The sequence below is a fragment of the Pseudonocardia ailaonensis genome (assembly GCF_039531635.1).
Classification (GTDB): Bacteria; Actinomycetota; Actinomycetes; order Mycobacteriales; family Pseudonocardiaceae; genus Pseudonocardia; species Pseudonocardia ailaonensis.
Map to the genome: position 1 here is coordinate 25,539 of NZ_BAAAQK010000024.1, position 22,533 is coordinate 48,071.

A 22,533-nucleotide genomic window follows, 5' to 3' on the forward strand; every position below is an offset into this window, starting at 1 on the left:
CAGCAGCGGCCGCCGAACCGTGCCCGCCCGATGCCCGTGCGGATCGTGCTGGTCGACGACCACTCGATCATGCGCCAGGGCCTGCGCGCCGTGCTCGAACGCGAGCAGGACCTCCGCGTCGTCGGCGAGGCCGGCACGCCCGCGGACGCCGTCGCCGCCGTCGCGGCGACGCGCCCTCATGTGGTGCTGCTCGACCTCAAGCTCACCGCGGGCCCCCAGACGGACGGCCTGGACGTCTGCCGGACGCTCTGCGAGGCCCATCCCGGCATCGGCGTCCTGGTGCTGACGACGTTCGCCGAGGACCGTCTCGTCGTCGAGTCCGTGCAGGCGGGGGCCCGGGGCTACGTGGTCAAGGACGTCGACACCACCGAGCTGGTCCGCGCCATCCGCGCGGTCTCGCGCGGCGAGAGCGCCTTCGACGCCCGCAGCGCAAGCGCCATGGTCCGTTCGCTGTCGGGCGGTGTCCCGGACCGCGAACGCCTCACCGAACGCGAGCTCGACGTCCTGCGCCTGCTCGCCCGCGGCCTCTCCAACCGCGCGATCGGCGCCGAGCTCTTCATCTCCGAGACCACGGTGAAGTTCCACGTCGGCAACCTGATGCGCAAGCTCATGGTCAGCCGCCGCGCCGAGGCCGTCTACGCCGCCACGAAACTCGGCCTCCTCTGACCGACCCAACCCCGCGAGTCGGCACATTCGGGAGGCCGAAACACACATCTGCGACGTGGGGTCGCGCCGCACCGCGCCACCCGGTAGGAACCGTGCGCATGCGCCTGTATGCGGAGCGTCCCGCCCGGCTGACCGGTCAGGTCCTCGCCGATGTCCTCGCGATCGCCTGGGCCGTCGTCTGGATCCTGCTCGGCGTCGCGGCCCACGATCTCCTGCTCCGCCTCCAAGGACCCGGCTTCACGCTGGTCAGGGCCGGTGAGTCCATCCGGGACGCCTTCGACGGCGCCGCCCGCGGGGCCGGCGACGTCCCGCTGATCGGCGACCGGCTGGCCGGTGCGTTCGGCCCCGGGTCCGACGCCGGCCGCACGCTCGTCGAGGCCGGTCAGCAGCAGATCTCCGTGGTCGGCACGGTCGCCACCGGGGCCGGGATCCTGATCGTCGTGCTCGGGCTGCTCCCCGTGCTGGCGGTCTGGCTGCCCCTGCGGATCCGGTTCGCCCGCGCCGCGACGGCCGCCCGCGGCGCGAGCGGGGAGGTCCTGGCCCTGCGCGCGCTGGCCCACCGGCCCGTCCGGCAGCTCAACCGGGTCGGTACGGACCCGGCGGCGGCCTGGCGCACCGGTGATCCGGAGGTCGTCGGGGCGCTCGCCGATCTGGAGCTGAAAGCCTTGGGGCTCAGAGGAATCAGCGGACGGTGACGCGCTTGGTGTCCACCATCGGCCCGCGCCCCGCCCCGCCGGACGGATCGTCCTCGGACACCACGAGGTCGTACTCCCCCGGCGCCGCGCGCACCTCGAACCGGTAGGGCGCGAACCGCTGCCCCTCGGCGGTCGTCCCGGCCCCGGCGACGACCACCCGGCCGCTCCGGTCCCGCAGCTCCCAGAGCACGGTGGCCTCGAAGACCGCCGCCTCACCCGTCACCACCAGGGGCGAGCGGACCGGAGCCCCCTCCGCCGGATCGTCGACCTGGACGAGCGACCGCACCGAGTAGGGGTCCGCCCTGGTCAGCGGCGCGGACACGGGCTCGCCGAGCAGCGTCGCGGCCGGCTCCCCGCCCACCAGCACCCGCACCGGGTCGTCGCTGCCGGCGGCGTCCTGCACGGTGTGGACGAGCTGTTGCAGCGCAAGGCCCGCCGGCCCGCGCAGCGGCCCCGCGACGGCGAGATCGACGGTGAGCATCCCGTCCGCCCGGGTCACCGGGCTGCGCAGGGCCACGCCCGCGGGCCAGTCCGAGCGGTAGTCCGGGTCCTGCGCCCGGCCGTCGAGCATCGTGGTGACGGCGAGCCCGACCGGATCGGCCGGCTCGCGGTCGGTGAGCGCCCGGCGTTCCCGGAACAGCCGCTCCCCCGCCGGGGTGTCGCCGACGAACCAGACCACCACCCCCGACGCGCCGGGCACGCCCGTGGCGGTCGGGACCGGGGGCGGCGGGATGCGGCGGTCGTCCGCATCGGAGGTCCCGGCGCACCCGCCGAGCAGCACGAGCAGGCATGCCGTCGCGAGCAGCCGGCACCGAGCCGGGCCTCCGGTCATGCGACCTCCGCCGTCCGAGAAGCCCCATCATGACCCGAAACGGACGACACGCCCGCGCCGCCGCGCCACCCCGATCAGGGCACGACCGGCCCGCCTGCGGCGGCGGTCAGGGCACGACGGGCACCACGCCGGCCCGGTGCCGCTGGGCGAGGTTCCGGTAGACCTGCGGGTTCTCCCGCACCCACCACTGCGCACCCTCGGACAGCGGCCCGCGCGACCTCGCCGCGGCCCCGAGCGTGAGCGTCCCCTCCTCGACGACGGCGTTGGGCGGCACCAGCGACCCTGCCCCGACCATGGACCGCGGCCCGATCACGGCGGCGTCCTGGATCGTCGAGCCGTTCCCGATCACCGCCTCGGCGCCGATCACGCAGCCGTGCACCACGCACAGGTGCCCGATCGTCGCGCCGGGCCCGATCTCGGTGCCGTCCGAGCCACCGTGGACCACGCAGCCGTCCTGCACGTTCGCGCCGGCCCGCACCCGGATCGGCCCGAAGTCGGCGCGGAGCACGGCGTTGTACCAGATCGACGCCCCTTCCTCGATCGTCACGTCGCCGACCACGGTGGCGGTCGGGGCCACGAAGGCGGAGGGATGGACCGTGGGCGAGACGCCCTCGAAGCTGAACAGCGGCACCCCGCCACCCTGCCATCTGGTCACGCCGCCCGCCTGACCATGGTCACCGGGAGTGCGGATCCCCGGCCGCTGGTGGCCGATCCTGCGCACTCTCGGCGATCATGGCGCGGTGGACCTGGAGTGGGACGTGGTCGAGCTCGCCGGCGGGCGCTTGCGCTTCCTGCGGCCCGCACCCGGCACCGACGTGCCGTTCGACGAGGTGGGCGACGAGCTCCTGCCCCCGCACTGGGCGCAGCTGTGGCCGAGCGGGATCGAGCTGGCCCGCGCGGCGGAGGGGATCGCGCCCGGCACCCGGGTGCTGGAGATCGGGTGCGGGCTGGGACTCCCGAGCCTCGCGGCCGCCCGGGCCGGCGCCGACGTGCTGGCCACCGACCTGTCGACGACGGCGGTGGACCTGGTGCGCCGCAGCGCCTCCGGCACTCTTCGGGCCGTGGCGCACAGCTGGACGGAGGTCGCGGGGCGCGTCGATCTCGTCCTCGGCGCCGACCTCCTCTACGGGCACCGCAACGTCGTCGAGCTGCTGGAGGTCCTGCCCCGCCTCGCCCCGCAGGTGTGGCTGACCGACCCGGGCCGTCCGCTCGCGCCGGAGTTCCTGGCCGCCGCCGCGGACCGGTGGACGGTCACGTCGCACCCCACCGAGGCCCCCGGAGTCACCCGGCACGTCCTCACGTCGTGAGCGTGTGTTTCGGGCTACCGAAAGTGCCGACTCGCGGGCGGTGGGGTCGGGTGGGGCGGGCGGTGGGGGTCAGTGGGGGCGGTGGTGGCGCGCGAAGTCCGGGGGGCGCTTCTCGGCGAAGGCGTGGGCGCCCTCCATCCCCTCGTCCGACACGGCGAACAGGTCCAGCGCCGCCATGGCCATGTTGGACAGTCCCGCCTGGTGGTCGGTGTCCGCGTTGAACGAGTGCTTGAGCACGCGCAGGGCGGTGGGGCTGCGTTCCGCGACCTCCGCGGCCCAGGACCTGGCCTCCGCCATCACGTCCGCGGCCGGCACGATCGTGTTCACCAGGCCCATCTCGAGGGCCTCCTGCGCGCTGTACTGCCGGCACCAGAACCAGATCTCGCGCGCCTTCTTCTCCCCCACCACCCGCGCCAGGTACGCGGAGCCGAAGCCGGCGTCGAACGAGCCGACCTTGGGCCCGGTCTGCCCGAAGCGCGCGGTGTCCGCGGCGATCGTGACGTCGCACAGCACGTGCAGCACGTGACCGCCGCCGATCGCCAGCCCGTTGACGGCCGCGATCACCGGTTTCGGGATGTCCCGCAACAACTTGTGCAGGTACCCGATCTCGAACAGGCCGCTCTCGCTCGGCCCGTAGTCGCCCGTCTCGGCCCGCTGCTTGACGTCCCCGCCGGTGCAGAACGCCTTGTCCCCCGCGCCCGTCAGGATGATCGCCCGCACGTCGTGGTCCGCCCAGGAACGGCGGAGCGCGTGGATCATCTCCTCGACGGTCCGCGCGCGGAACGCGTTGTAGCGCGCCGGCCGGTTCATGGTGATCACGGCGGTGCCGCCGTCGATCTCGAACAGGATGTCCTCGTAGTCCATGCCGGCTCCTCGCCTCAGGGGGTGACGGTCCCGCGCACCTCGCCCAGCGACACGCGGCTCCCGTCGGGACGCGGCGCGCTGGCGACGATCGAGACCTCGTCCCCGTCGTTGAGCCAGATCCGGGTGGTGCCGTCGGCGAGCGCGAAGTCGTCCCGGCCGCCCCACGTCATCTCCAGCAGGCAGCCGCGCTGGTCGCGCCGCGCGCCCGAGACCGTGCCCGAGCCGAGCAGGTCACCCGGGCGGATCGGGGCCCCGTTGGTCGTCAGATGGGTGACGAGCTGGGCGGAGGTCCAGTAGAGCTCCCCGGCGGGCGGGGTGGAGATCCGTTCCCCGTTGAGCCGCACCTCGATGGTGATGTCGAGGCCGCGGTCCGTGGGACCGAGCAGGTACGGCAGCGGCTCGGGATCGCGGGCGGGCGGGTCCACCCAGGCGCCGGCCAGCTCGTCGAGCGGGGTGATCCAGGCGGAGACCGACGTCGCGAAGGACTTGCCCAGCAACGGTCCCAGCGGCCGGGACTCCCAGGCCTGCACGTCCCGGGCCGACCAGTCGTTGAGCAGCACGACGCCGAAGACATGGTCCAGCGCGTCGCCCACCGCGACCGGGCCGGTGCTCGCGCCGCCGAGCACGAAGCCGAGCTCGGCCTCGAAGTCCAGGCGCCGGGTCGGGCCGAGGTCACCGGGACCGCGCTGCCCCGTGGGCCGGATCACGGGGCTGCCGCTGACCTGCACCGTTCCGGCGCGGCCGTGGTAGCCGACGGGCAGGTGCTTCCAGTTCGGGACGAGTCCGGCGCCGGGCCGGAAGATCTCCGAGGCGTTCGTGGCGTGCTGCTCGCACGCGTAGAAGTCCACGTAGTCCGCGACGGTGAAGGGCAGCACCGGGACCACACCGGCCTGCGGCAACGCGTAGGGCGCCAACCGTTCCGGGTCCGTGAGCCAGGAGGTCAGCCACTCCCAGACCTCGCGCCACGCGGACCGCCCTGCGGCCAGCAGACCGTCCAGGTCGGGCTCGCCGAGCAGCGACGGGTGCGGGCCATCCTGCGCCGCGGCGAGGGTCCCGACGTCGACGTACGCGGTGCCGACGGGAGCGACGATCCGCGACGGCCCGGGCCTGCCGGAGCCCGCGACCACCCCCAGCGCGGTGCCCAGGGGCGGATCCGGCGGCAGGACGGCGGCGGTGCTCATGCTCCGGCACGCTAGCGCCTCAGCCGAGGGTGTACTCGAACTCCCAGGTGTGGGCGCCCTCGTCGGAGCGCCGGATCTGCATGCTCCCGGTGAGCCCCACCAGCTCCCCGGTCCCCGAACCCTGCACCACGGTGACGGTCATGGAGCCGCCGCTCGCGTCGCCCTGGGCGACGTGCGCGAGGACGAAGGTGCCCTTGCGGCCGTCGAGCGCCACGTCGAGCCGCTCGATCCCGACGTAGGCCGCGCTCCCCGACGCCGCCCGCATGGTGATCAGCTCGGCGGAGCTCTCACCGGTGATGCCCCCGGACCAGATCTTGGTGTTGCTCACCCGGGCGTAGGACTCGCCCTCGGGCTCGGCGTAGATGCTGTCCTCCCAGGTGGGGAGCTCGAACCCGCCGCTCGTCTGCGTCATGCGCCCATCCTGGCGGAGCCCGCGCGGAGGGTCTTGGAGAAACCCGACACCCGTTTTCGTCGGTGGGGCCCCGTAGCCTCCCCGCACGTGGACGTGGTGAGGATGTCGTGCTGCGAGCTGACCTGGGTGGGGGCGGACCGGGCGCACTGCTGCCGGCGGTCCCGGGGCTGCGGCCGGGTGTTCGACGACGCGCCGCTGTTCGACGCGCACCGGCCGCAGGGCACCTGCCGGGATCCCCGGGAGATCGACCTGGCGCAGACGAAGAACGGCATCTGGCTGCGGCCCCTCGATCTCGCCGGGTGAGCGGCGGACGGGTGGCAACTCATGAAAGGGTCGCCATGAATGCGTGCATCCGCGCGCGGGCGACGAGGAGTGAGTGAGCATGGCGCAAGAGGTCCGCGGGGTCGTCTCCCTCGAGAAGGGCAAGCCGGTCTCGGTCGAGACGATCGTGATCCCGGACCCCGGCCCGGGCGAGGCCGTCGTGACGATCCAGGCCTGCGGGGTCTGCCACACCGACCTGCACTACAAGCTCGGCGGCATCAACGACGAGTTCCCGTTCCTGCTCGGGCACGAAGCCGCCGGCATCGTCGAGTCCGTCGGCGACGGGGTCACCGAGGTCGCCCCCGGCGACTTCGTCATCCTCAACTGGCGCGCCGTCTGCGGGCAGTGCCGCGCCTGCGCCAAGGGCAAGCCCCAGTACTGCTTCAACACCCACAACGCCACCCAGAAGATGACGTTGACGAGCGGCCAGGAGCTCTCCCCCGCCCTGGGCATCGGCGCGTTCGTCGAGAAGACCCTGGTCGCGGCCGGGCAGTGCACCAAGGTCAACCCCGCCGCCACCCCCCAGGTCGCCGGCCTGCTGGGCTGCGGCGTCATGGCCGGCATCGGCGCCGCCATCAACACCGGCGGCATCGGGCGCGGGGACTCCATCGCCGTCATCGGCTGCGGCGGCGTCGGCGACGCCGCCATCGCCGGCGCCACCCTCGCCGGCGCCTCCACGATCATCGCCGTCGACACCGACGACCGGAAGCTGGAGTGGGCCAAGGGCTTCGGCGCCACCCACACCGTCAACGCCAAGAGCGCCGACGTGGTCGAGGCGATTCAGGCCGCGACCGGCGGCTACGGCGCGGACGTCGTCGTCGACGCGGTCGGGCGCCCGGAGACCTGGAAGCAGGCCTTCCTCGCCCGCGACCTCGCCGGCACCGTCGTCCTCGTCGGCGTCCCCACCCCCGACCTCAAGGCGCCCGAGCTCCCGCTCATCGAGTACTTCGGCCGCGGCGGCGCCCTCAAGTCGAGCTGGTACGGCGACTGCCTCCCCTCGCGGGACTTCCCGATGCTCATCGACCTGCACCTGCAGGGCCGGCTGCCGCTCGACAAGTTCGTGTCCGAGGAGATCGGGCTCGACGACATCGAAGCCGCCTTCGAGAAGATGCACCACGGCGACGTGCTCCGCTCGGTCGTCGTCTTCTGATGGCCGGCATCGAGCACCTCGTCACCTCCGGCACGTTCTCGCTGGACGGCGGCACCTGGGACGTCGACAACAACGTCTGGATCGTCGGCTCCTCCGACGAGGTGCTGATCATCGATGCGGCGCACGACGCCGAGGCCATCGCCGAGGCGGTCGGGGATCGCCGGGTCGTGGCGATCGTGTGCACCCACGCCCACGACGACCACGTCAACCAGGCCCCGGCTCTGGCCGACCGGTTCTCGGCGCCGATCCTGCTCAACCCGGCCGAAGCCCCGCTCTGGGAGCTCACCTGGCCCGACCGCAAACCGGACGGCGAGCTGACGGACGGCCAGACCCTCACCGCGGGCGGGATCGAGCTCAGGGCGCTGGTCACCCCCGGCCACTCCCCCGGCTCCACCTGCCTCCACGTCCCCGAACTGGGCACCGTCTTCACCGGGGACACGCTGTTCGCGGGCGGGCCGGGCGCCACGGGCCGGTCGTACTCGAGCTTCGACACGATCATCGACTCGATCCGGTCGACGCTGCTGCCCCTCCCCGGGGACACCGAGGTCCGGACGGGCCACGGCGACGGCACGACCGTCGGTTCCGAGGCACCCCACCTCGACGAGTGGATCGCCCGGGGGCACTAGGCCCCGCGGGTGGGGGTGCCCCGGGAGCGGTGGCACCACCACCCGCGGTCGACGCCACACCGTCGCCCGCGTGACACTGTCGACTCCGGGGCCGGCGGACCCTAGGCTGGGCGTAATCGATTCCACAGCGAGGGGAGCTAAAGCGTGGATCTCGACGTCACTGTGGTCGGAACGGTGAATGCCGACCACAGCCTGACCGTGACGGCGCTGCCGAGCCCCGGGGAGACCGTGCTCGCGGTCGCCAGCCACCGGGGCGTGGGCGGCAAGTCCGCCAACCAGGCCGTCTCCGCCGCGCTGCTGGGTGCCGGCACCTCCCTGTTCGCCGTCGTGGGCGACGACGCCGAGGGCTCGGCCCTCGTCGGCCAGGTGGCCGCCCGCGGGGTGGACACCGCGGGCGTGGTGCGCGCAGCGGGCCGGCGCAGCGGATCGGCCGTCGTCACGGTGGATACAAGCGGGGAGAACTGCATCGTCGTCTGGCCGGGGGCCAACGCGCTCCTGGAGAGCGCGATGGTGCCGGACTCCGCGCTCGGCACGGGCGCGATCGTCGTCCTGAGCCTGGAGAGCCCCGTGCCGGTGGTCGAGGCGGTGGCGGAGCGGGCGGCCGCGCTGGGCGGGCGGGTACTGCTCAACGCCTCACCCGCGGCCGAGCTGCCCGACGGGCTGTGGCGGGCCACCGACGTGGTCGTGGTCAACCACGCCGAGGCGACGGCGCTGACCGGCGTGGAGCACCAGGAGGGCTGGGCGAGCCTCCGCGCGGCCTTCGCCCGGCGGGGCGTGCCCTCCTGCATCGTCACGCTGGGCGCCGGGGGTGCCGTGGTCCTGGAGCCGCGATCGATCACGGAGATCCCCGCCGTGCGGGTGGACGTCGTCGACACCACGGGCTGCGGCGACGCCTTCATGGGCGCGGTCGCCGCGGGGCTGGCCCGCCGGTCGTCCCTCGTGGACGCCGCGAGGCTGGGGGTCGTCGCCGGCGCATGGGCCGCCCGGGGCGCGGGGGCGCAGGCCTCCTACGCCTCGTCCGAGGAGCTCGACGGCTGGCAGGGCACGACCGTCGGCCGGTGACGGACGACGCTGCTCGAGCCCGGCCCGTCTCGGTCGTACCCGGGTACCGCGCCCGCGTGCCGGACCTCGGGGGCCGGCGACATCGCGGTGACTAACGTCCCCGGGTGCGGCCGCCGGACGCGGGCGCACCCGGGTGACACCCGGGCCGGGCGGGGTCGACGGCTGCCGCCGCGTCGGGTGCGGAGCGGGGCGGGGCGCCGTCGGTGGAACGCCGCACGATGAGCTCGGGGCGGACCTCCATCCTGCGTGGCGGCAGGCCCGGCTCCTTGAGCCGCTCCATGAGGAACATGACCGCCTCGCGGGCGATCACGCCGAGCGGCTGGTGGACCGTGGTGAGGGGAGGGCTGTACAGGCCGCTCATCGCGTTGCCGTCGTACCCGGTCACCAGGACGTCGCCGGGCACCTCGCGGCCCGCCTCGCGCAGGGCGGCGATGACCCCGAACGCGATGAGATCGGAGCCGGTGACGACGGCGTCCGGCAGCTCGCCGCGCTCGAGCAGGACGCCGGCCGCCCTGCTCCCGGTGTCCACGTCGAACGCCCCGATGACCGGCTCCCGCACGGACAGCCCCAGCTCCGCGCTGACCCGCTGGAAGGCGCGGCGCCTCGACCGCCCGACGGAGTTGGCGTCGTCCGCGGACACCAGCACGACACTGCGGGCGCCGAGCTCCGCGAGGTGCCGGAGCACCATCGCCACGCCCATCTCGTTGTCGATGCCCACGAAGTCCGCGTCGATCCGGGCGATGCTCCGGTCGACCTGGACGATCGGGACCGACCGCTGCACGAGCTCGACGGCCGTGGCCGACCGCGAGTCCTGCGAGACGACGAAGATGCCGTCCACGCGCCGCTCGACCAGGGTGTTCAGGCGCTTGGCCTCCTGCTCGACATCGGCCTGCGAGTCGGCGAGCAGCAGCTCGAAGTCGTGCTTGTGCAGCTCTCCCTCGACCGCGCCGACGAGCTCGGCGAAGAAGGGGTTGGCGATGATCGGCACGACCATCCCGGCCGTGCGCGTGGTGCCGGCCCGCATCGCCCGGGCGATCTTGTCCACCCGGTAGCCGAGGCGGCGCGCGACCTCCGTGACGTGCCGGACGGTCTCGGGCGACACCCGCGACGCACCCGACAGGGCGCGCGACGCCGTCGCGATGGACACCCCCGCCTCACGAGCCACGTCGTCGAGCTTGACGTCCTGACCCACTGCACCGCCGTCCCGTCGACACCAGACAGCACGTCACGCTACAGCGGCCCCGGCGCCGGACCCTCATCCGAGGCCGTCGGACCGAGGACGACGGCGGCAACCCGGACGCACCGGACCCGTCCGGAAACGATCTCCGTCAGCCCCGCCGGCGACCGCTCGTGGTCCCGAGCCGGAGCTCGTCCGAGGCGACCCCTCTCGACCTGCGAGAACGGGAGGGCAGCAGCACAGAAGACGGCTCGGGAGGCGGCTCGGGAGGCGGCACTGCTCACGGCCGCCAGGTGCGGGTGTCGGTGACGATCGCCGTCACGAGATCGGCGGGCGTCACGTCGAAGGCCGGGTTCCACGCCGGCGCGCCCGCGACCACCTCGGCCGGGTCCCGCTCCTCGATCTCGATCTCCGCCCCGGACGCGGTGTCCGCGTCCACAGTGGTCTCCGGCGCGGCCACGACGAACGGGATCCCCGCCCGCGCCGCGGCGAGCGCGAGCGGATAGGTCCCGATCTTGTTGGCGACGTCGCCGTTCGCCGCGATCCGGTCCGCCCCGACGACCACGGCGTCGACCAGCCCGCGCGCGATCACCGAGGCCGCGGCCCCGTCGACGATCACGCGGTGCTCCACCCCGATCGCCGCCAGCTCGACGGCGGTGATCCGCGCCCCCTGCAGCAGCGGCCGGGTCTCGTCCGCGACCACCAGCTCCACCCGCCCCTGCGTATGCAGCGACCGGACGACACCCAGCGCCGTCCCCCATTCCACGCAGGCCAGGGCGCCGGCGTTGCAGTGCGTGTGGAGCCGCAGGGGCCTGTCCCCGCACAGCTCGGTCAGCAGCGCCGCACCGCGGGCGCCGATCGCCTGGCAACCCTCGATGTCCTCGGCCCGGAAAGCGTGCGCGGCGGCCAGCGGATCCGCGGCGGCGAGCGCCCGCTCCACCCCGCGCCGCAGGTTGACGGCGGTGGGCCGGGCCGCGGCGACCACCTCGGGATCGCGGCCCTCCCGGGCCGCGAGCACCACCCCGTACGCCCCCGCGACGCCCAGCGCCGGGGCCCCGCGGACGACGAGCCGCCGGATGGCGTCGACCAGCTCGTCGACGGTCCCGATCGCGACGAGGTGCAGCTCCGGCAGCCGCGTCTGGTCGACGAGGACGAGCCTCCCGTCCCGCCACTCGAGCGTCGGGGGCAGATCCATGCCTCCACCCTCTCATCCGGAACGTCACATTCGGCCTACCAAAAGTGCCGACTCGCGGGTCCTACGGTGGGGGCGTGGACTTCCCGGACGCCGAGTACCCCGCGGCGCCGTATCCGGGGGTGGTGCCGGACCGCTCGTTCGTGCACGTGCCCGGGGGTGGGATCGCGGTGCTGCCCGATCCCGGGATGCCGTCCGGGTGGCGGGTCCGCGGCGGCGATCTCGACGGGTTCCTCGACGTCCCGCTCGGACAGCGGACACCGCTGCTCACCTACGGCTCCAACCGGAACCCGGCGAAGATCGGCTGGCTGCGCGCCCAGCTGGGGCTGACCGGGCAGGTCGTGGTGCTCCGGGCCCGGACGACCGGCGTGGCCGCGGTGTGGGCGCACGGGCTGCGGATCGTCGACGACCAGCGCCCGGCCGTGCTCGCCACCGCACCGGGCGTCGTCGAGGAGCACGCCGTCTGGTACGCGACGCCCGCGCAGGTCGAGGTGCTCGACGTCTGCGAGGGCCGCCGCTCCGGCCGCTACCGCCTGGCCCACCTGCACACCGGCGAGGTCCGCACCGAGGACGGCACGGTCCACCCCGACGTCGCCACCTATCTCGGGGACGCCGGGATCCGCCGGCCGCTGCTGGTCGACGGCCGGATGGTCCGCTGTGCGGACGTGCCGCAGACCGGGGCCCGGGGCCTGCGCGGCGCACCCGCCCCCTCCGACGGCCTCGACGCGACCACGATCCCGAAAGCGCTCGACGCCGGGGGCTGACGGCGGCACACTCCCGATCTCGTGACCGTCTCCGTGCGCAGGGCCACCGATGCCGACTTCGACGCCGTGATGCGCCACGACGAGCGCGGCTTCGGCAACAGCCACACCCCCGGCTGGGTCGAGGGGATGCGCCGGCTGTTCGACATGGACCGCTTCCTGCTCGGCGAGGTCGACGGCGAGCTCGCGGGCATCGCGGGCTCGGTCCCGTTCCCGATGGGGGTCCCCGGTGGACAGGTCGACGTCGAGGGCGTGACCTGGGTGTCCGTGCTGCCGACGCACCGCCGCCGGGGCGTGCTGCGGGCCCTGATGCACGCCCAGCTGCGCGGGTTCGCCGAGTCCGGGGTGACCGTGGCGGCACTGATGGCCAGCCAGAGCGGCATCTACGGCCGCTTCGGCTACGGCGCCGCGACCGAGTGTCGCGACGTGCGGATCGAGTGCCGCGCCGCCACCTTCCGCCCGGAGGTCCCCGATCCCGGCGGCGTGCGGATGGTCGAGGCCGACGAGCCCGGGATCCGGGAGGTCCAGCGTCGCTGGGCCGCCGCGACCCCGGCGGGTGTGCTGCGCCACGACGTCGTGTGGGACCTGTTCGACGCCGACCCGCCGGAGATCCGCGGCGGCGGGAGCATCCTGTTCCGGCTGCTGCACGCGGACGGCTACGCGTCCTACCGGATGGACCATGCCCGGCGCACGCTGGTCGTGAGGGACTTCTTCGCGGTGACGGACGAGGCGCACGTCGCGCTCTGGCGGGTGCTGCTGGGCAACGACCTGGTCGAGGGCGTCGAGACGGCGGAGTGCCCCCTCGGCGATCCGCTGCCGTTCCTGCTGACCGACCCGCGCCAGGTCCGGACGACCCGGCTGCGCGACGGCGTGTGGGCGCGCCTCCTCGATCCGGCCGCCGCCCTGGCCGCCCGCCGGTACGCGGTGGACGTCGACCTGGTGCTGGACATCCACGATCCCGTGCTGCCCGGCCCCACCCGCGTCCACCTCACCGGTGGGCCGGACGGCGCAACGTGTGCCCCCACGACGGACCAGCCCGATGCCTCCCTCGGCAGCAGCGCGCTCGGTGCCCTGTATCTCGGCGGGCAGCGTGCCGCACCGCTGGCCCGGGCCCGTCTGATCGAGGCGTCCCCGCAGGTCGTACGGCACATCGACGCCGCCTTCCCGGCCGACCGGTCCCCCGTGCACGGCACCGATTTCTGAGCCGCCTCATCCTGCGACCCGGAACGACCTCGCCTAGCGTTGTCCCGCGAACCGGACGGGGGAACTGATCAGCGATACCGATGGCGCGACGCCAGTGGTCGAGGAAGCGGATACGAGGACCGTCCGCAGGGCCGTGTCCGGCGCCGCGATGGGCAACGCGATCGAGTGGTACGACTACGGCGTCTACGGCTATCTGGCCACGGTCATCAAGAGCGTGTTCTTCCCGGATGTCAGTCCGGCCGCGGGGACGATCCTGGTGTTCGCCGGGATCGCGATCCCGTTCATCCTGCGCCCGCTGGGCGGCATCATCCTCGGCCCGCTCGGCGATCGTTTCGGCCGCAGGCAGGTCCTGGCCGTCACCATCCTGCTGATGTCGGGATCGACGTTCTGCGTCGGTCTCATCCCCGGCTACGCGACGATCGGCGTCTGGGCCCCGATCCTGCTGTTGTTCTTCCGGCTGGTGCAGGGTTTCTCCACCGGTGGCGAGTACGGCGGCGCCGCGACCTTCATCGCCGAGTACGCCCCCGACCGCAAGCGCGGCTTCTGGGGCTCGTTCCTGGAGTTCGGCACCCTGGGCGGCACCATCCTCGGCGCGGTGCTCGCGACCGTCGTCCAGCTGGGCTTCGACGACGCCACCCTGCAGAGCTGGGGCTGGCGGATCCCGTTCCTGGTCGCCGGCCCGCTGGGCCTGATCGGCTTCTGGCTGCGGAGCAGGCTGGAGGACACGCCCGCGTTCCAGTACGCCGAGGCCGAGGGCAAGACCGCGGCGAGCCCCTTCAAGGAGGTCATCGCCAACGTCTGGCCGCAGATCCTGCAGCTCGTCGGCTTCGTGGTGCTGCTCAACGTCGCGGACTACATCCTGCTGACGTACATGCCGACCTACCTCACGCAGGTGCTGGAGATCAGCGACACCGAGTCGCTGCTCGTCCTGATCGGCGTCATGGTCGTGATGATGGCGCTCATCGCGCCGGTGGGCTCGCTCTCGGACCGGGTCGGCCGCAAGCCCGTGCTGCTGACCTCGGCCATCGGCTTCCTGGTGCTGTCGATCCCGGCGTTCCTGCTGCTGGGGCAGAAGGCCGTGTTCCCGGTGATCGTGGGCCTGGCCATCGTGGGCATCCTGCTGCTGCTGATGCTCGGCACGATCGGCTCGGCGCTGCCCGCGATGTTCCCGACGCGCAACCGCTACGGCGGCTTCTCCATCGGCTACTCGACGTCCACCGCGGCCTTCGGCGGCACCGCGCCGCTGATCGTGTCGGCGCTGATCTCGAGCACCGGCAACGACCTCATCCCGGCCTACTACCTGATGGGCGCCGCGGTGATCGCGATCATCCCGATCCTGATCATGCCGGAGACGGCGCGGAAGTCGCTGTCGCACCCGACGCGGATCCCCGGCACGGACAAGTACGTGCCCGAACGCGCGCCGGCGCTGTCCGGGTCCGGGCGCGGATCGGACCCGTCCACCTGATCTCCGCTCCCACCACACCGCCGGCCCGGTTCCCACCACGGGAACCGGGCCGGTGGCGTGTCAGGCCCGGGCGGCTGGCGTGTCAGGCCCGGGCGGCGTCGTCGTGCCGGATCAGGGTCTCCGGCACCGGCAGGCGGTACAGGCGGGCCGCGGTGGCGCCCAGGACCGCTTGCAGCGCAACAGGTCCGAGGCCCCGGGATCGGAGCGCCGCGACCGTCTCGGCCACCAGCGGGCCGGGCCGCACGAGCGGATAGCCCGAGCCGAACAGCAGCCGCTGCGGACCGTAGGCGGCCAGCAGCGCGTCCAGGGCGTCGCCGGCCTCCTCCGGATGGGTCCGCAGGCCCACGAGCAGGTCCGCGAGCAGCACGGAGACGTTGGGCAGCCGGGCGAGCCGGGCGAGCACGGCGGTGGGCAGGCAGCCGCTGCCCACCACGAACTGCACCCGCGGCAGGGCCCCGGCCAGCACGGACAGCTCGGTGGCGTCGAAGCCGCCGGCGGGCGGCGGGCGCAGGTTGCGCACCCGCACCGGCAGCGCCGACCCCGCCCGGACGGGCTCGGCCCAGCTGGGCCAGCGCGAGCGGGTGGCACGGGTGGCGGTGGGCCGGTCCGGCACGCCGGCGTGGGCCCAGACCGGTGCCCCGGGCGGCGGGTGCGCCACCACGCCGACGCCGAGGTGCACCACCCCCGCCCCGGCCTGCTCGGCGCGGGACAGCGTGCGGCGCAACCACGGCGCGGCCAGCGATGTCCGGGACTCCGGGCGCCGCGCGGACACCAGCGAGATCCCGCGGAGCTGTTCGTCGCGGATCCGGGCCGCCATCCCCCGGCCGGCACCGTCGACCGTCGGGTCCAGCTCGCCCGTCACCACGAACCGCCCGGCCAGCCCCTCGGCCAGCTCCGCGTGCCAGGACGACGGGTCGAAGCCCAGCACGAACAGCTCGGACAGCCCGAGCGGTTGCAGCACAGCGCGATCGACGTGCCCGGTGCCGAGCAGGTCGGCCGCCAGCCCGTGCTCGCTGACCCGCTCGAACTCGTCGACGGTCAGCGGCCGCGGCCGCCGGTCGAGCACCCGGTGCCGGTGATGGAGATCGGCGACGAACTGCTCCCCCGCAGGCCCCGCCTGGTTGGCCGGAGCCCCGTCCCACGCGTGCACGTGCGCGTCGACAACGAGATACCTCTCCCCGCCGATCTCGAACACTCGCCCTCCCCCGAGCGCATTATGGAGCCACAACTGTCATTTTCCGGGCCGGAAACGACAGTTGTGGCTCCATAATGCGGAAAAAGACAGCTAGCCCATGGACGGGCCGAGGCCCAGGGACTGCGGGGTGGAGCTGTCCGGGCTGGGCTGGGGGATGCCGTCGTCCAGGGGGCCGTACTCCGTCATCAGCGCCTTGTTCCAGGGGGTCTGCTCCTCGGCGACCAGGGAGTTGGTCGTGAGGATCAGGCCGGCGACGCTCGCGCCGTTCTGCAGGGCGGAGCGCACGACGCGCAGCGGGTCGATGACGCCCATCTCGATCATGTTGCCGAAGCGGCCCTCGAGAGCGTCGAAGCCCTCGTCGACACCGAGGTCCGTGACCTGCTTGACGACGTCGGCGCCGTCGTACCCGGCGTTGGAGGCGATGAGGTGCACGGGCTCGGTGAGCGCCGCCCGCACGATCTCGACGCCGATCCGGTAGTCGTCGTTCACCTCGAGCGAGTTGAGGGCGGACTCGGCGTGCAGCAGCGCCGAACCGCCACCGGCCACGATGCCCTCGGCCATGGCGGCCCGGGTGGCCTGCAGGGAGTCGTCGACGCGGTGCCGGATCTCCTTGAGCTCGGCGTTCGTCGGCGCCCCGACGGAGATGATCGCCGCCTTGCCGGACAGCCGGGCGATGCGGTCGTTGAGCCAGTCCTCGTCCGTGCCGATGCTCGCGCGGTGCATCTCGGCGCGGAGCTGGGACAACCGCGTGTCGACGGCCTCCCGGGCGCCGGAGCCACCGATGATCGCCGTGTGCTCGTTGGTCGCTCGGACCTGGGTGGCGCGGCCGAGGTGCTCGGCGGTCATCTGCTCGAGCGCGAAGCTCGAGGCCTTGCTGTGGACCTTCGCGCCGGTGAGCGCGGCGATGTCCTCCAGCATGTGGACGCGCTTCTCGCCGAAGCCCGGCGCCTGGATCGCAGTGACCTTGAGGTGCCCGTTGACGTGGTTGTGCACCAGCATCTGCAGGGCCGTGCCCTCTACCTTCTCGGCCACGATCACCAGCGGCCGCGGGTCGCGCATGATCTTCTCGAGCACCGGCATCAGCTGCCGGACGTCGGTGATCTTCTCCGCGGACAGCAGGATGTAGGGATCGTCGAGGATCGCCATCATCGAGCCCGGGTCGGTGACCAGGTAGGGCGAGACGTAGCCGTTGTCGAACTCGAAGTCCTCCACGAAGCTGACCTGCAGGCCGAGGACCGGGCCGTCGTCGACGGAGATCACGCCGTCGTCGCCGACGGTGTGCAGCGTCTGCGCGACGACCGAGCCGATCGACTCGTCGTCGTTGGCGGAGATGGCGGCGACCCGGGACAGGTGCTCGAGCGAGTCGACCGGGTGCGCCACCGTGGACAGGTGCTCGACGATCTTGGCGACGGCGACGTCGATGCCCCGCTTGACCAGCACCGGGTTGCCGCCGGACTGGATGGCCTTCATGCCCTCGCGGACGATCGCCTGGGCCATCACCGTGGCGGTGGTGGTGCCGTCGCCGACGATGTCGTTGGTCTTGATCGCCGCTTCCTTGAGGATCTGCGCGCCCATGTTCTCGAAGGGGTCGCGCAGGTAGATCTCGCGGGCGATGGTCACACCGTCGTTCGTGACCTCGGGCGTGCCGGTGATCTTCTCGAGGACGACGTTGCGGCCCTTCGGGCCCAAGGTGGACTTGACGGCCTCGGCGAGCTGGTCGACACCGGCCTGCAGTGCTTTTCGGGCGTCCGCCCCGAACTTGAGTTCCTTGGCCATGACGAGTCCTCCTGGATACGACAGCGATGTCGGTCGGGCGCGGGTGACCTCCCCGCCTTCCGTCCCGGGCTGCGGACCCGGGACGGTGGCGGGAACGGTGTGAGAGAGACGTGCAGAACCCCGGGCCGTGCGGGCCTCGCGACGGGCCGGGGCCTTGTGAGTGGCAATGGTCGCCATGGCGACCATTGCCACTCACAGGGTCAGGTGACGGCGGGCGGGAGCATGTCCCCGATGAACTCGGCGGCCTCCTCGAGGTTGCCGAACATCACCGTCCGGTCGTCCATGTGGATCATCTTCCCGTAGTGCGTCGACATGTTCTCCTCGAACTCGGCGGCGTCGTAGAAGCCCGGCTCCTCGCCGAGGGCCTCGGAGATGTCGTCGTAGACGAAGTCCATCCGGCCGACGCAGTCGACGCGGATCATCGACGGCAGATGCGTCACCGTGACGTTGTCGTACTGGTCGAGTACGTCCGCCACGACCACGCCGATCTGGTTGTTCATCAGCGTCACGCCGGCCTTGCCCGATGCCGTCCGGTCCGCCTTGAACGGACTCTCCGCGGTGGTGAAGCTCGTCACTGGTTCAGCTCCTTCGGGGCGTCCAATCCGAGGTCCGTCAAGATGCCGGCGAAGCGGCTCTTCACGCGGTCGAGGCTGTCCTCGAAGCGTGGCGGCTTGGCGTCGGGAAGCGACCAGATCGGCTGCAGCGTGCGCGCCGCCTCGATCGCCTGCGGCACCCAGTGCGCGAGCCAGCCCTGCATGAGGTCCTTGTTGTGCTGCGCGAACTCCTTGTCCTGCGTGAGCGGGCCGAAGCAGGCCTGCGTCCAGCGCAGGTCGCGCTGGGCGAAGTCGAACTCGGCGGCACCCATGACGGTCGGGGTCACGAAGTCGCCGTTGCCCGCGGCCGCCTGCATGACCAGCTGCGAGCGGAAGAGCTCGCCGAGCAGGGGCTCGAACACGACGTTGGTGGCGAAGATCGACTCGCCCCAGTCGTCGTCGACGGCCGTGAGCGCCTCGGTGACCTTGCGGACGCCCTGCCAGACCTCGTCGTTGTTCCAGGCGTCGAGGTGGGCCGCGCCGTCGAAGCCCTCGATCTCCTCGGTGAGGGTGAGGTTGTAGAGCGCGAGGTCCTGCGCGAACCGGATCTTGTGCATGCTGTTCACCGCCATGGCGGTGTTGTGCATGTTCGTCGGGCCGGAGCGGTTGCAGGCGGCGAAGACGTAGAGGCCGAGGATGTGCTCGATGTGCATCCAGGCGCCGACGTTGCGCTCCACGAACTGCTGCCAGTTCGAGGTCCACTGCTCGAACGCCTTGGCGTTGCGGGCGTTCTCGATGTTCTGGTTCGTCTGCCGGACGACGTTGGCGTTGTACCGGTAGAAGGTGAGTTCCCACTCCTCGTTGGGGTCGCGGAACTCGTGCCAGCCGTGGGCCGGCCACTCGTAGCCCTTGCCACCGGATCCGGGGAAGCGCTCGGGCTCGGGCCGGTCGACGCCCCATGCCTTCAGCTTGGTCCAGGTCAGCGGGTATCCCGCGCTGCCGTCCGCGAAGCCGTAGATCCAGCCCTGCGACAGGTAGTGCCGCGGGTCCGGCTGGACGTCGACCGTGACGTCCTCGTAGTGGGTCTGCTTGCGCTTCGCCGGCTTGTAGTAGTTGTAGCGGCGGGCGCTGGCGCCCGAGTCGGGGAATTCGCGTGCGCCGGCTTCCGCGTCGGTGAAGACGGGTTTCGGGACACTGCGTTCGGGCCGTTCCGTTGTCGTCATCAGCCGTCCTCGCCTTCTGTTTCACCGGTGGTGGTGAATTTGTCGTAGAAGATGTTCTCCTCGCGCACACCCAGTGCGGTCAGCGTCGCGATCGCCGCGTCGACCATGGGCGGCGGACCGCAGACATAGGCGTCACATCCCTCCAAAGTGGATTCCTTGGCCTGCACGACCTCCGTGATCAGGCCGGTCTCGCCCTCCCACGGATCGCCGTCCGGGTCCGACAGCGCGGGGGTGTAGGTCAGCCCCGAGGGGAGCTGCTCACCGAGCGCCGCGATCTCGTCCGCGAAGCAGAGGTCCTTCGCGGTGCGGGCGCCGTAGTAGAAGCGCGCCTTGCGTTCCACGTTGCGCTCGGCCATGGAGCGGAGCAGCCCCAGGACCGGCGCCATGCCGGCGCCACCACCCACGAAGATGATGTCCGAGGTGCGGTTCTCCCGGAGCGTGAACGTCCCGAAGGGCGCCTCGACCTCGAGATGGTCACCGACCTGGATCTTCTCGGCGAGGTGCTCGGAGAACAGGCCGCCGGGGTAGATCTTGATGACGAACTCGAACTCGCCGTCGCGGTTCGGGGTGTTCGCCATGGAGAAGGAGCGGGTCTCCTCCGTGCCGGGGACCACGAAGTCCATGTACTGGCCGGGGAAGAACTTGATCTCGTCGGGCTCGAGGAGCTTGACCACCAGGCGGCGCATGTCGTGGGTGACCTCGTCGTTGGCCACCACCTCGACCGTGCCCTTCCGCAGCGGCAGGCCCGAACGGATGATCTCCTCGTCGTAGTTGAGGAGCTCGATCACGAGGTCCTCGTAGGCGTGGGCCCGGCAGAGGAGGGTGGACCCCTCCTCCTTCTCGTAGTCCGGCAGCGCGAACGTGGAGTAACTGTCGAGCTCGATGTCCTCGCCCTCGAGGACGAAGGACTTGCAGGCCGCGCACTGACCCTCCTTGCACCCGTGCATGAGCTGGACGCCCTGCTCGGCAGCCGCGCGGAGGATGGTCTGGTCCTCGTCGACCTCGATCTCGATGCCGACCGGCTCGAACCGGACGACGTGCTTCTCACCCACTGATGAATTCCTTCGATCGTCGTGGACAGGGCCCGAGAGGGCCGGGTCGAGCAGCCCTGAAAAGGGCAGGGTCGAGCGGGGGGAGGGCCGGAGGCCCCGGCCCTCCCCCCTCGCCTGACCCGCGCTCAGGCGACCGAGTGGCCCGTCATGCCTTCAGAGCGTCAGCTCTTCGGCGCCGGGCGACCGGCGGGGCCCTGCCGGTTGTAGTCGGCGACGTAGGCGGCCCGTTCCTCGTCGTTCATCTCGTTGAAGAGGACGTTGGGGCTCGCCAGCGGCGGACAACGCCGCATGTGGTCGAGCGTCCACATCTTCTTCGGGTCGAGGTCGAGATGCGGCTGCGCCGTCATCGTCTTCCCGTCGTCGCGCACGAAGCCCATGTCGGAGACGACGTCGGCCCAGTTCCAGCCGTGGTACAGCGTCTCCCACTCGCGCTTGCCGACCAGCCGGCCCATGTTCGGGGTCTCGCGACCCTGGTACGTGGGTCGGAAGGCCTCGACGTCCGTCCACCGGCAGACCTCGTGGCAGTACGTGCGGTGCACGCCGTCGACCTCGGCCGTGACCATGTCCTCACGGACCAGGCACGGCACCATGCACGTCCAGCAGCGGGCCGGGTACACGTAGTCGACGTCCTCGAAGACGATCGGGTTGTGCCCGTTCGGCTTCGCCAAGCGGGAGTAGTTCTCCCACCACTTGCCGTACTTGTCGTACCACCCTGGGTACTTGTACTCGAACCACTCGAAGTCCTCGTCGTTCATCGCGTCGATGCGCCAGTAGTTGGCGAGCCAACCGGTGGCGAAGAACTGCGCGACCTCGTGGACGTAGCCCTTCTCCCAGATCTGCTTCCACGACTCTTCGATCAGGTCGTGCGGGATGACCAGGCCGTACTTCTCGAGCGGCACCAGGTAGGCGCGGTAGTAGTCGTCGTAGATCCAGCGGCGCCACATCTCCGCGTAGGACTCGCGGTCCTTGCGGCGGTCCTTCGTGCCGTACTCGATGAAGGTACCGATGGCGGCGTCGACGACGCGGTGGTTGTTCCACCACGCGTAACGCAGGTCGCGCTCGAGCAGCTGGCGGTTGTCCTCGTCGGACAGGGCCATCAGCAGCGTGGCGTAACCGTTGGAGATGTGTCGCGACTCGTCGGACTGGACCGAGTGGAACACCGTCGGCAGCAGGTAGTCGCCGTTGGCGGCCGCTTCCGCCGGCATGGCCACGAACAGGGTGTTCGTGAACGCCGTCTCCGCGACGATGGTCAGGTAGATCGACGCCGCGGTGATCGCGTCACCGGTGATGAACCCCTCGGCGAACTGACGGCCGATGGTGCCGCAGTAGTCGCTGTGGAAGTTCCGCAGGCTGTTGTTGAAGCCGGCCGGGTCGATGTAGTTGTTCATGTACAGGCGCTTCAGGTTCTGCTGGATCGTCGAGTGGCGTACCTCGTCGATCATCTGAATGGCCTGGCCGTTGTGCAGCTCCGGGTTCGGAACCACGTGGAAGAGCATGGGCATCGAACGCGCCGCCGAGACCTCCGGCAACGGGATGATGCTCAGGAACAGCTTCTGCCACTCCAGCCAACGCTCCTGGACCTGGCGGAACATGTTCCCGCGGATCGCACCGTCGGACGCACCGTAGACACGGTGGTCCTTCTCCTCCTGCATCGGGAAGTAGCTCCGGAGGACCTGCTTGAGCGGGTCCTTCTTCGCCGCCTTCCGGAAGGTGTAGTCGGTTCCGTACTTCATGTACGGCTCGTGGTACTGCGGCTCCCAGGCGAGTTCCTGGATCTTCTGGTGAGCCTTAGCCAGACTCTGCCGACTCACATCGTCTCCTCACGGTGGTGGGAAAGTCA

Annotated in this window: 23 protein-coding genes; 10 read left to right on the forward strand and 13 right to left on the reverse strand. The window is 71.9% G+C overall.

Translation table 11 applies throughout. The annotated features are described in order from the left end of the window. Positions 1 to 30 precede the first annotated feature (30 nt). Together ABD324_RS28440 and ABD324_RS28445 are read left to right on the forward strand one after the other, a co-directional pair. On the forward strand, positions 31 to 666 hold the full coding sequence (locus ABD324_RS28440; RefSeq protein WP_344424226.1) for a MadR family response regulator transcription factor: 636 nt from the start codon (positions 31 to 33) through the stop codon (positions 664 to 666). 98 nt (positions 667 to 764) lie between these two features. Then, a complete protein-coding gene (locus ABD324_RS28445) occupies positions 765 to 1,361 on the forward strand; it encodes a hypothetical protein (protein ID WP_344423838.1) in 597 nt (198 codons plus the stop codon). On the opposite strand, the gene ABD324_RS28450 is transcribed toward ABD324_RS28445, so the two are convergent. Then, entirely contained in the window at positions 1,348 to 2,193 is an 846-nt protein-coding gene (locus ABD324_RS28450; RefSeq protein ID WP_344423841.1) for a Gmad2 immunoglobulin-like domain-containing protein, read from the reverse strand. The genes ABD324_RS28445 and ABD324_RS28450 overlap by 14 nt on opposite strands. Before the next feature lie 106 nt (positions 2,194 to 2,299). Further along, positions 2,300 to 2,824, reverse strand: a complete 525-nt coding sequence (locus ABD324_RS28455; protein ID WP_344424229.1) for a gamma carbonic anhydrase family protein — start codon at positions 2,822 to 2,824, stop codon at positions 2,300 to 2,302. Between the two features lie 52 nt (positions 2,825 to 2,876). Between ABD324_RS28455 and ABD324_RS28460 the strand changes: the two genes are divergently transcribed. Continuing rightward, positions 2,877 to 3,500, forward strand: a complete 624-nt coding sequence (locus ABD324_RS28460; RefSeq protein WP_344423844.1) for a class I SAM-dependent methyltransferase — start codon at positions 2,877 to 2,879, stop codon at positions 3,498 to 3,500. 69 nt (positions 3,501 to 3,569) lie between these two features. Here the strand turns inward: ABD324_RS28460 and ABD324_RS28465 are convergent, their stop codons facing one another. From ABD324_RS28465 to ABD324_RS28475, 3 genes are read right to left on the reverse strand one after another with little or no spacing between them, the layout of a single operon-like run. Continuing rightward, positions 3,570 to 4,364 (reverse strand): enoyl-CoA hydratase-related protein, encoded by a 795-nt coding sequence (locus ABD324_RS28465; protein ID WP_344423847.1) that lies wholly within the window; start codon positions 4,362 to 4,364, stop codon positions 3,570 to 3,572. A 14-nt stretch (positions 4,365 to 4,378) separates the two neighbouring features. Then, entirely contained in the window at positions 4,379 to 5,545 is a 1,167-nt protein-coding gene (locus tag ABD324_RS28470; RefSeq protein WP_344423850.1) for a fumarylacetoacetate hydrolase family protein, read from the reverse strand. A 19-nt stretch (positions 5,546 to 5,564) separates the two neighbouring features. Continuing rightward, positions 5,565 to 5,957, reverse strand: coding sequence for a DUF3224 domain-containing protein (locus ABD324_RS28475; protein ID WP_344423853.1), 393 nt, complete (start codon positions 5,955 to 5,957; stop codon positions 5,565 to 5,567). Positions 5,958 to 6,044: 87 nt separating this feature from the next. On the opposite strand from ABD324_RS28475, the gene ABD324_RS28480 reads away from it, so the two are divergent. The 4 genes from ABD324_RS28480 to ABD324_RS28495 all read left to right on the forward strand — a co-directional run bounded on the left by ABD324_RS28480 (position 6,045) and on the right by ABD324_RS28495 (position 9,116). Continuing rightward, positions 6,045 to 6,260, forward strand: a complete 216-nt coding sequence (locus tag ABD324_RS28480) for an FDXHR family putative zinc-binding protein (protein WP_344423855.1) — start codon at positions 6,045 to 6,047, stop codon at positions 6,258 to 6,260. A gap of 79 nt (positions 6,261 to 6,339) precedes the next feature. Beyond that, the gene (locus ABD324_RS28485) at positions 6,340 to 7,428 is read left to right on the forward strand and encodes an S-(hydroxymethyl)mycothiol dehydrogenase (RefSeq protein ID WP_344424232.1); all 1,089 of its coding nucleotides are present in this window, start codon (positions 6,340 to 6,342) and stop codon (positions 7,426 to 7,428) included. Beyond that, positions 7,428 to 8,054: an MBL fold metallo-hydrolase gene (locus ABD324_RS28490; RefSeq protein ID WP_344423858.1), complete on the forward strand. Its 627-nt coding sequence runs from the start codon at positions 7,428 to 7,430 to the stop codon at positions 8,052 to 8,054. Before ABD324_RS28485 ends, ABD324_RS28490 begins: the two co-directional genes overlap by 1 nt. A 144-nt stretch (positions 8,055 to 8,198) precedes the next feature. Continuing rightward, positions 8,199 to 9,116 (forward strand): ribokinase, encoded by a 918-nt coding sequence (locus ABD324_RS28495; RefSeq protein ID WP_344423861.1) that lies wholly within the window; start codon positions 8,199 to 8,201, stop codon positions 9,114 to 9,116. A 91-nt stretch (positions 9,117 to 9,207) separates the two neighbouring features. On the opposite strand, the gene ABD324_RS28500 is transcribed toward ABD324_RS28495, so the two are convergent. After that, positions 9,208 to 10,308: a LacI family DNA-binding transcriptional regulator gene (locus tag ABD324_RS28500; RefSeq protein WP_344423864.1), complete on the reverse strand. Its 1,101-nt coding sequence runs from the start codon at positions 10,306 to 10,308 to the stop codon at positions 9,208 to 9,210. A gap of 265 nt (positions 10,309 to 10,573) precedes the next feature. Next, positions 10,574 to 11,488 (reverse strand): S-methyl-5-thioribose-1-phosphate isomerase, encoded by a 915-nt coding sequence (gene mtnA / locus ABD324_RS28505; RefSeq protein ID WP_344423867.1) that lies wholly within the window; start codon positions 11,486 to 11,488, stop codon positions 10,574 to 10,576. 74 nt (positions 11,489 to 11,562) lie between these two features. Here mtnA and ABD324_RS28510 point away from each other — a divergent pair, with 74 nt between their 5' ends. The 3 genes from ABD324_RS28510 (at position 11,563) to ABD324_RS28520 (ending at position 14,914) form a co-directional block, all read left to right on the forward strand. Next, a complete protein-coding gene (locus tag ABD324_RS28510; protein WP_344423870.1) occupies positions 11,563 to 12,249 on the forward strand; it encodes a gamma-glutamylcyclotransferase in 687 nt (228 codons plus the stop codon). A 21-nt stretch (positions 12,250 to 12,270) separates the two neighbouring features. Then, positions 12,271 to 13,449, forward strand: a complete 1,179-nt coding sequence (locus ABD324_RS28515) for a GNAT family N-acetyltransferase (RefSeq protein WP_344423873.1) — start codon at positions 12,271 to 12,273, stop codon at positions 13,447 to 13,449. Positions 13,450 to 13,582: 133 nt separating this feature from the next. Next, a complete protein-coding gene (locus tag ABD324_RS28520; RefSeq protein ID WP_344423876.1) occupies positions 13,583 to 14,914 on the forward strand; it encodes an MFS transporter in 1,332 nt (443 codons plus the stop codon). Between the two features lie 82 nt (positions 14,915 to 14,996). Here the strand turns inward: ABD324_RS28520 and ABD324_RS28525 are convergent, their stop codons facing one another. The 6 genes from ABD324_RS28525 to ABD324_RS28550 form a co-directional block, all read right to left on the reverse strand. After that, entirely contained in the window at positions 14,997 to 16,109 is a 1,113-nt protein-coding gene (locus ABD324_RS28525; protein ID WP_344423879.1) for an amidohydrolase family protein, read from the reverse strand. Positions 16,110 to 16,199: 90 nt separating this feature from the next. Then, positions 16,200 to 17,885 (reverse strand): chaperonin GroEL, encoded by a 1,686-nt coding sequence (gene groL / locus ABD324_RS28530; protein ID WP_344423882.1) that lies wholly within the window; start codon positions 17,883 to 17,885, stop codon positions 16,200 to 16,202. Positions 17,886 to 18,085: 200 nt separating this feature from the next. Continuing rightward, positions 18,086 to 18,460: a propane 2-monooxygenase effector subunit MimD gene (gene mimD, locus ABD324_RS28535; RefSeq protein WP_344423884.1), complete on the reverse strand. Its 375-nt coding sequence runs from the start codon at positions 18,458 to 18,460 to the stop codon at positions 18,086 to 18,088. Beyond that, complete coding sequence (locus ABD324_RS28540; protein ID WP_344423886.1) at positions 18,457 to 19,641, reverse strand: aromatic/alkene monooxygenase hydroxylase subunit beta; 1,185 nt, start codon at positions 19,639 to 19,641, stop codon at positions 18,457 to 18,459. Before ABD324_RS28540 ends, mimD begins: the two co-directional genes overlap by 4 nt. Beyond that, on the reverse strand, positions 19,641 to 20,693 hold the full coding sequence (locus tag ABD324_RS28545) for an FAD-binding oxidoreductase (protein ID WP_344423890.1): 1,053 nt from the start codon (positions 20,691 to 20,693) through the stop codon (positions 19,641 to 19,643). The genes ABD324_RS28540 and ABD324_RS28545 overlap by 1 nt, the downstream gene beginning before the upstream one ends. Before the next feature lie 161 nt (positions 20,694 to 20,854). Continuing rightward, positions 20,855 to 22,489, reverse strand: a complete 1,635-nt coding sequence (locus ABD324_RS28550; RefSeq protein WP_344424234.1) for a ferritin family protein — start codon at positions 22,487 to 22,489, stop codon at positions 20,855 to 20,857. Positions 22,490 to 22,533: the final 44 nt, after the last annotated feature.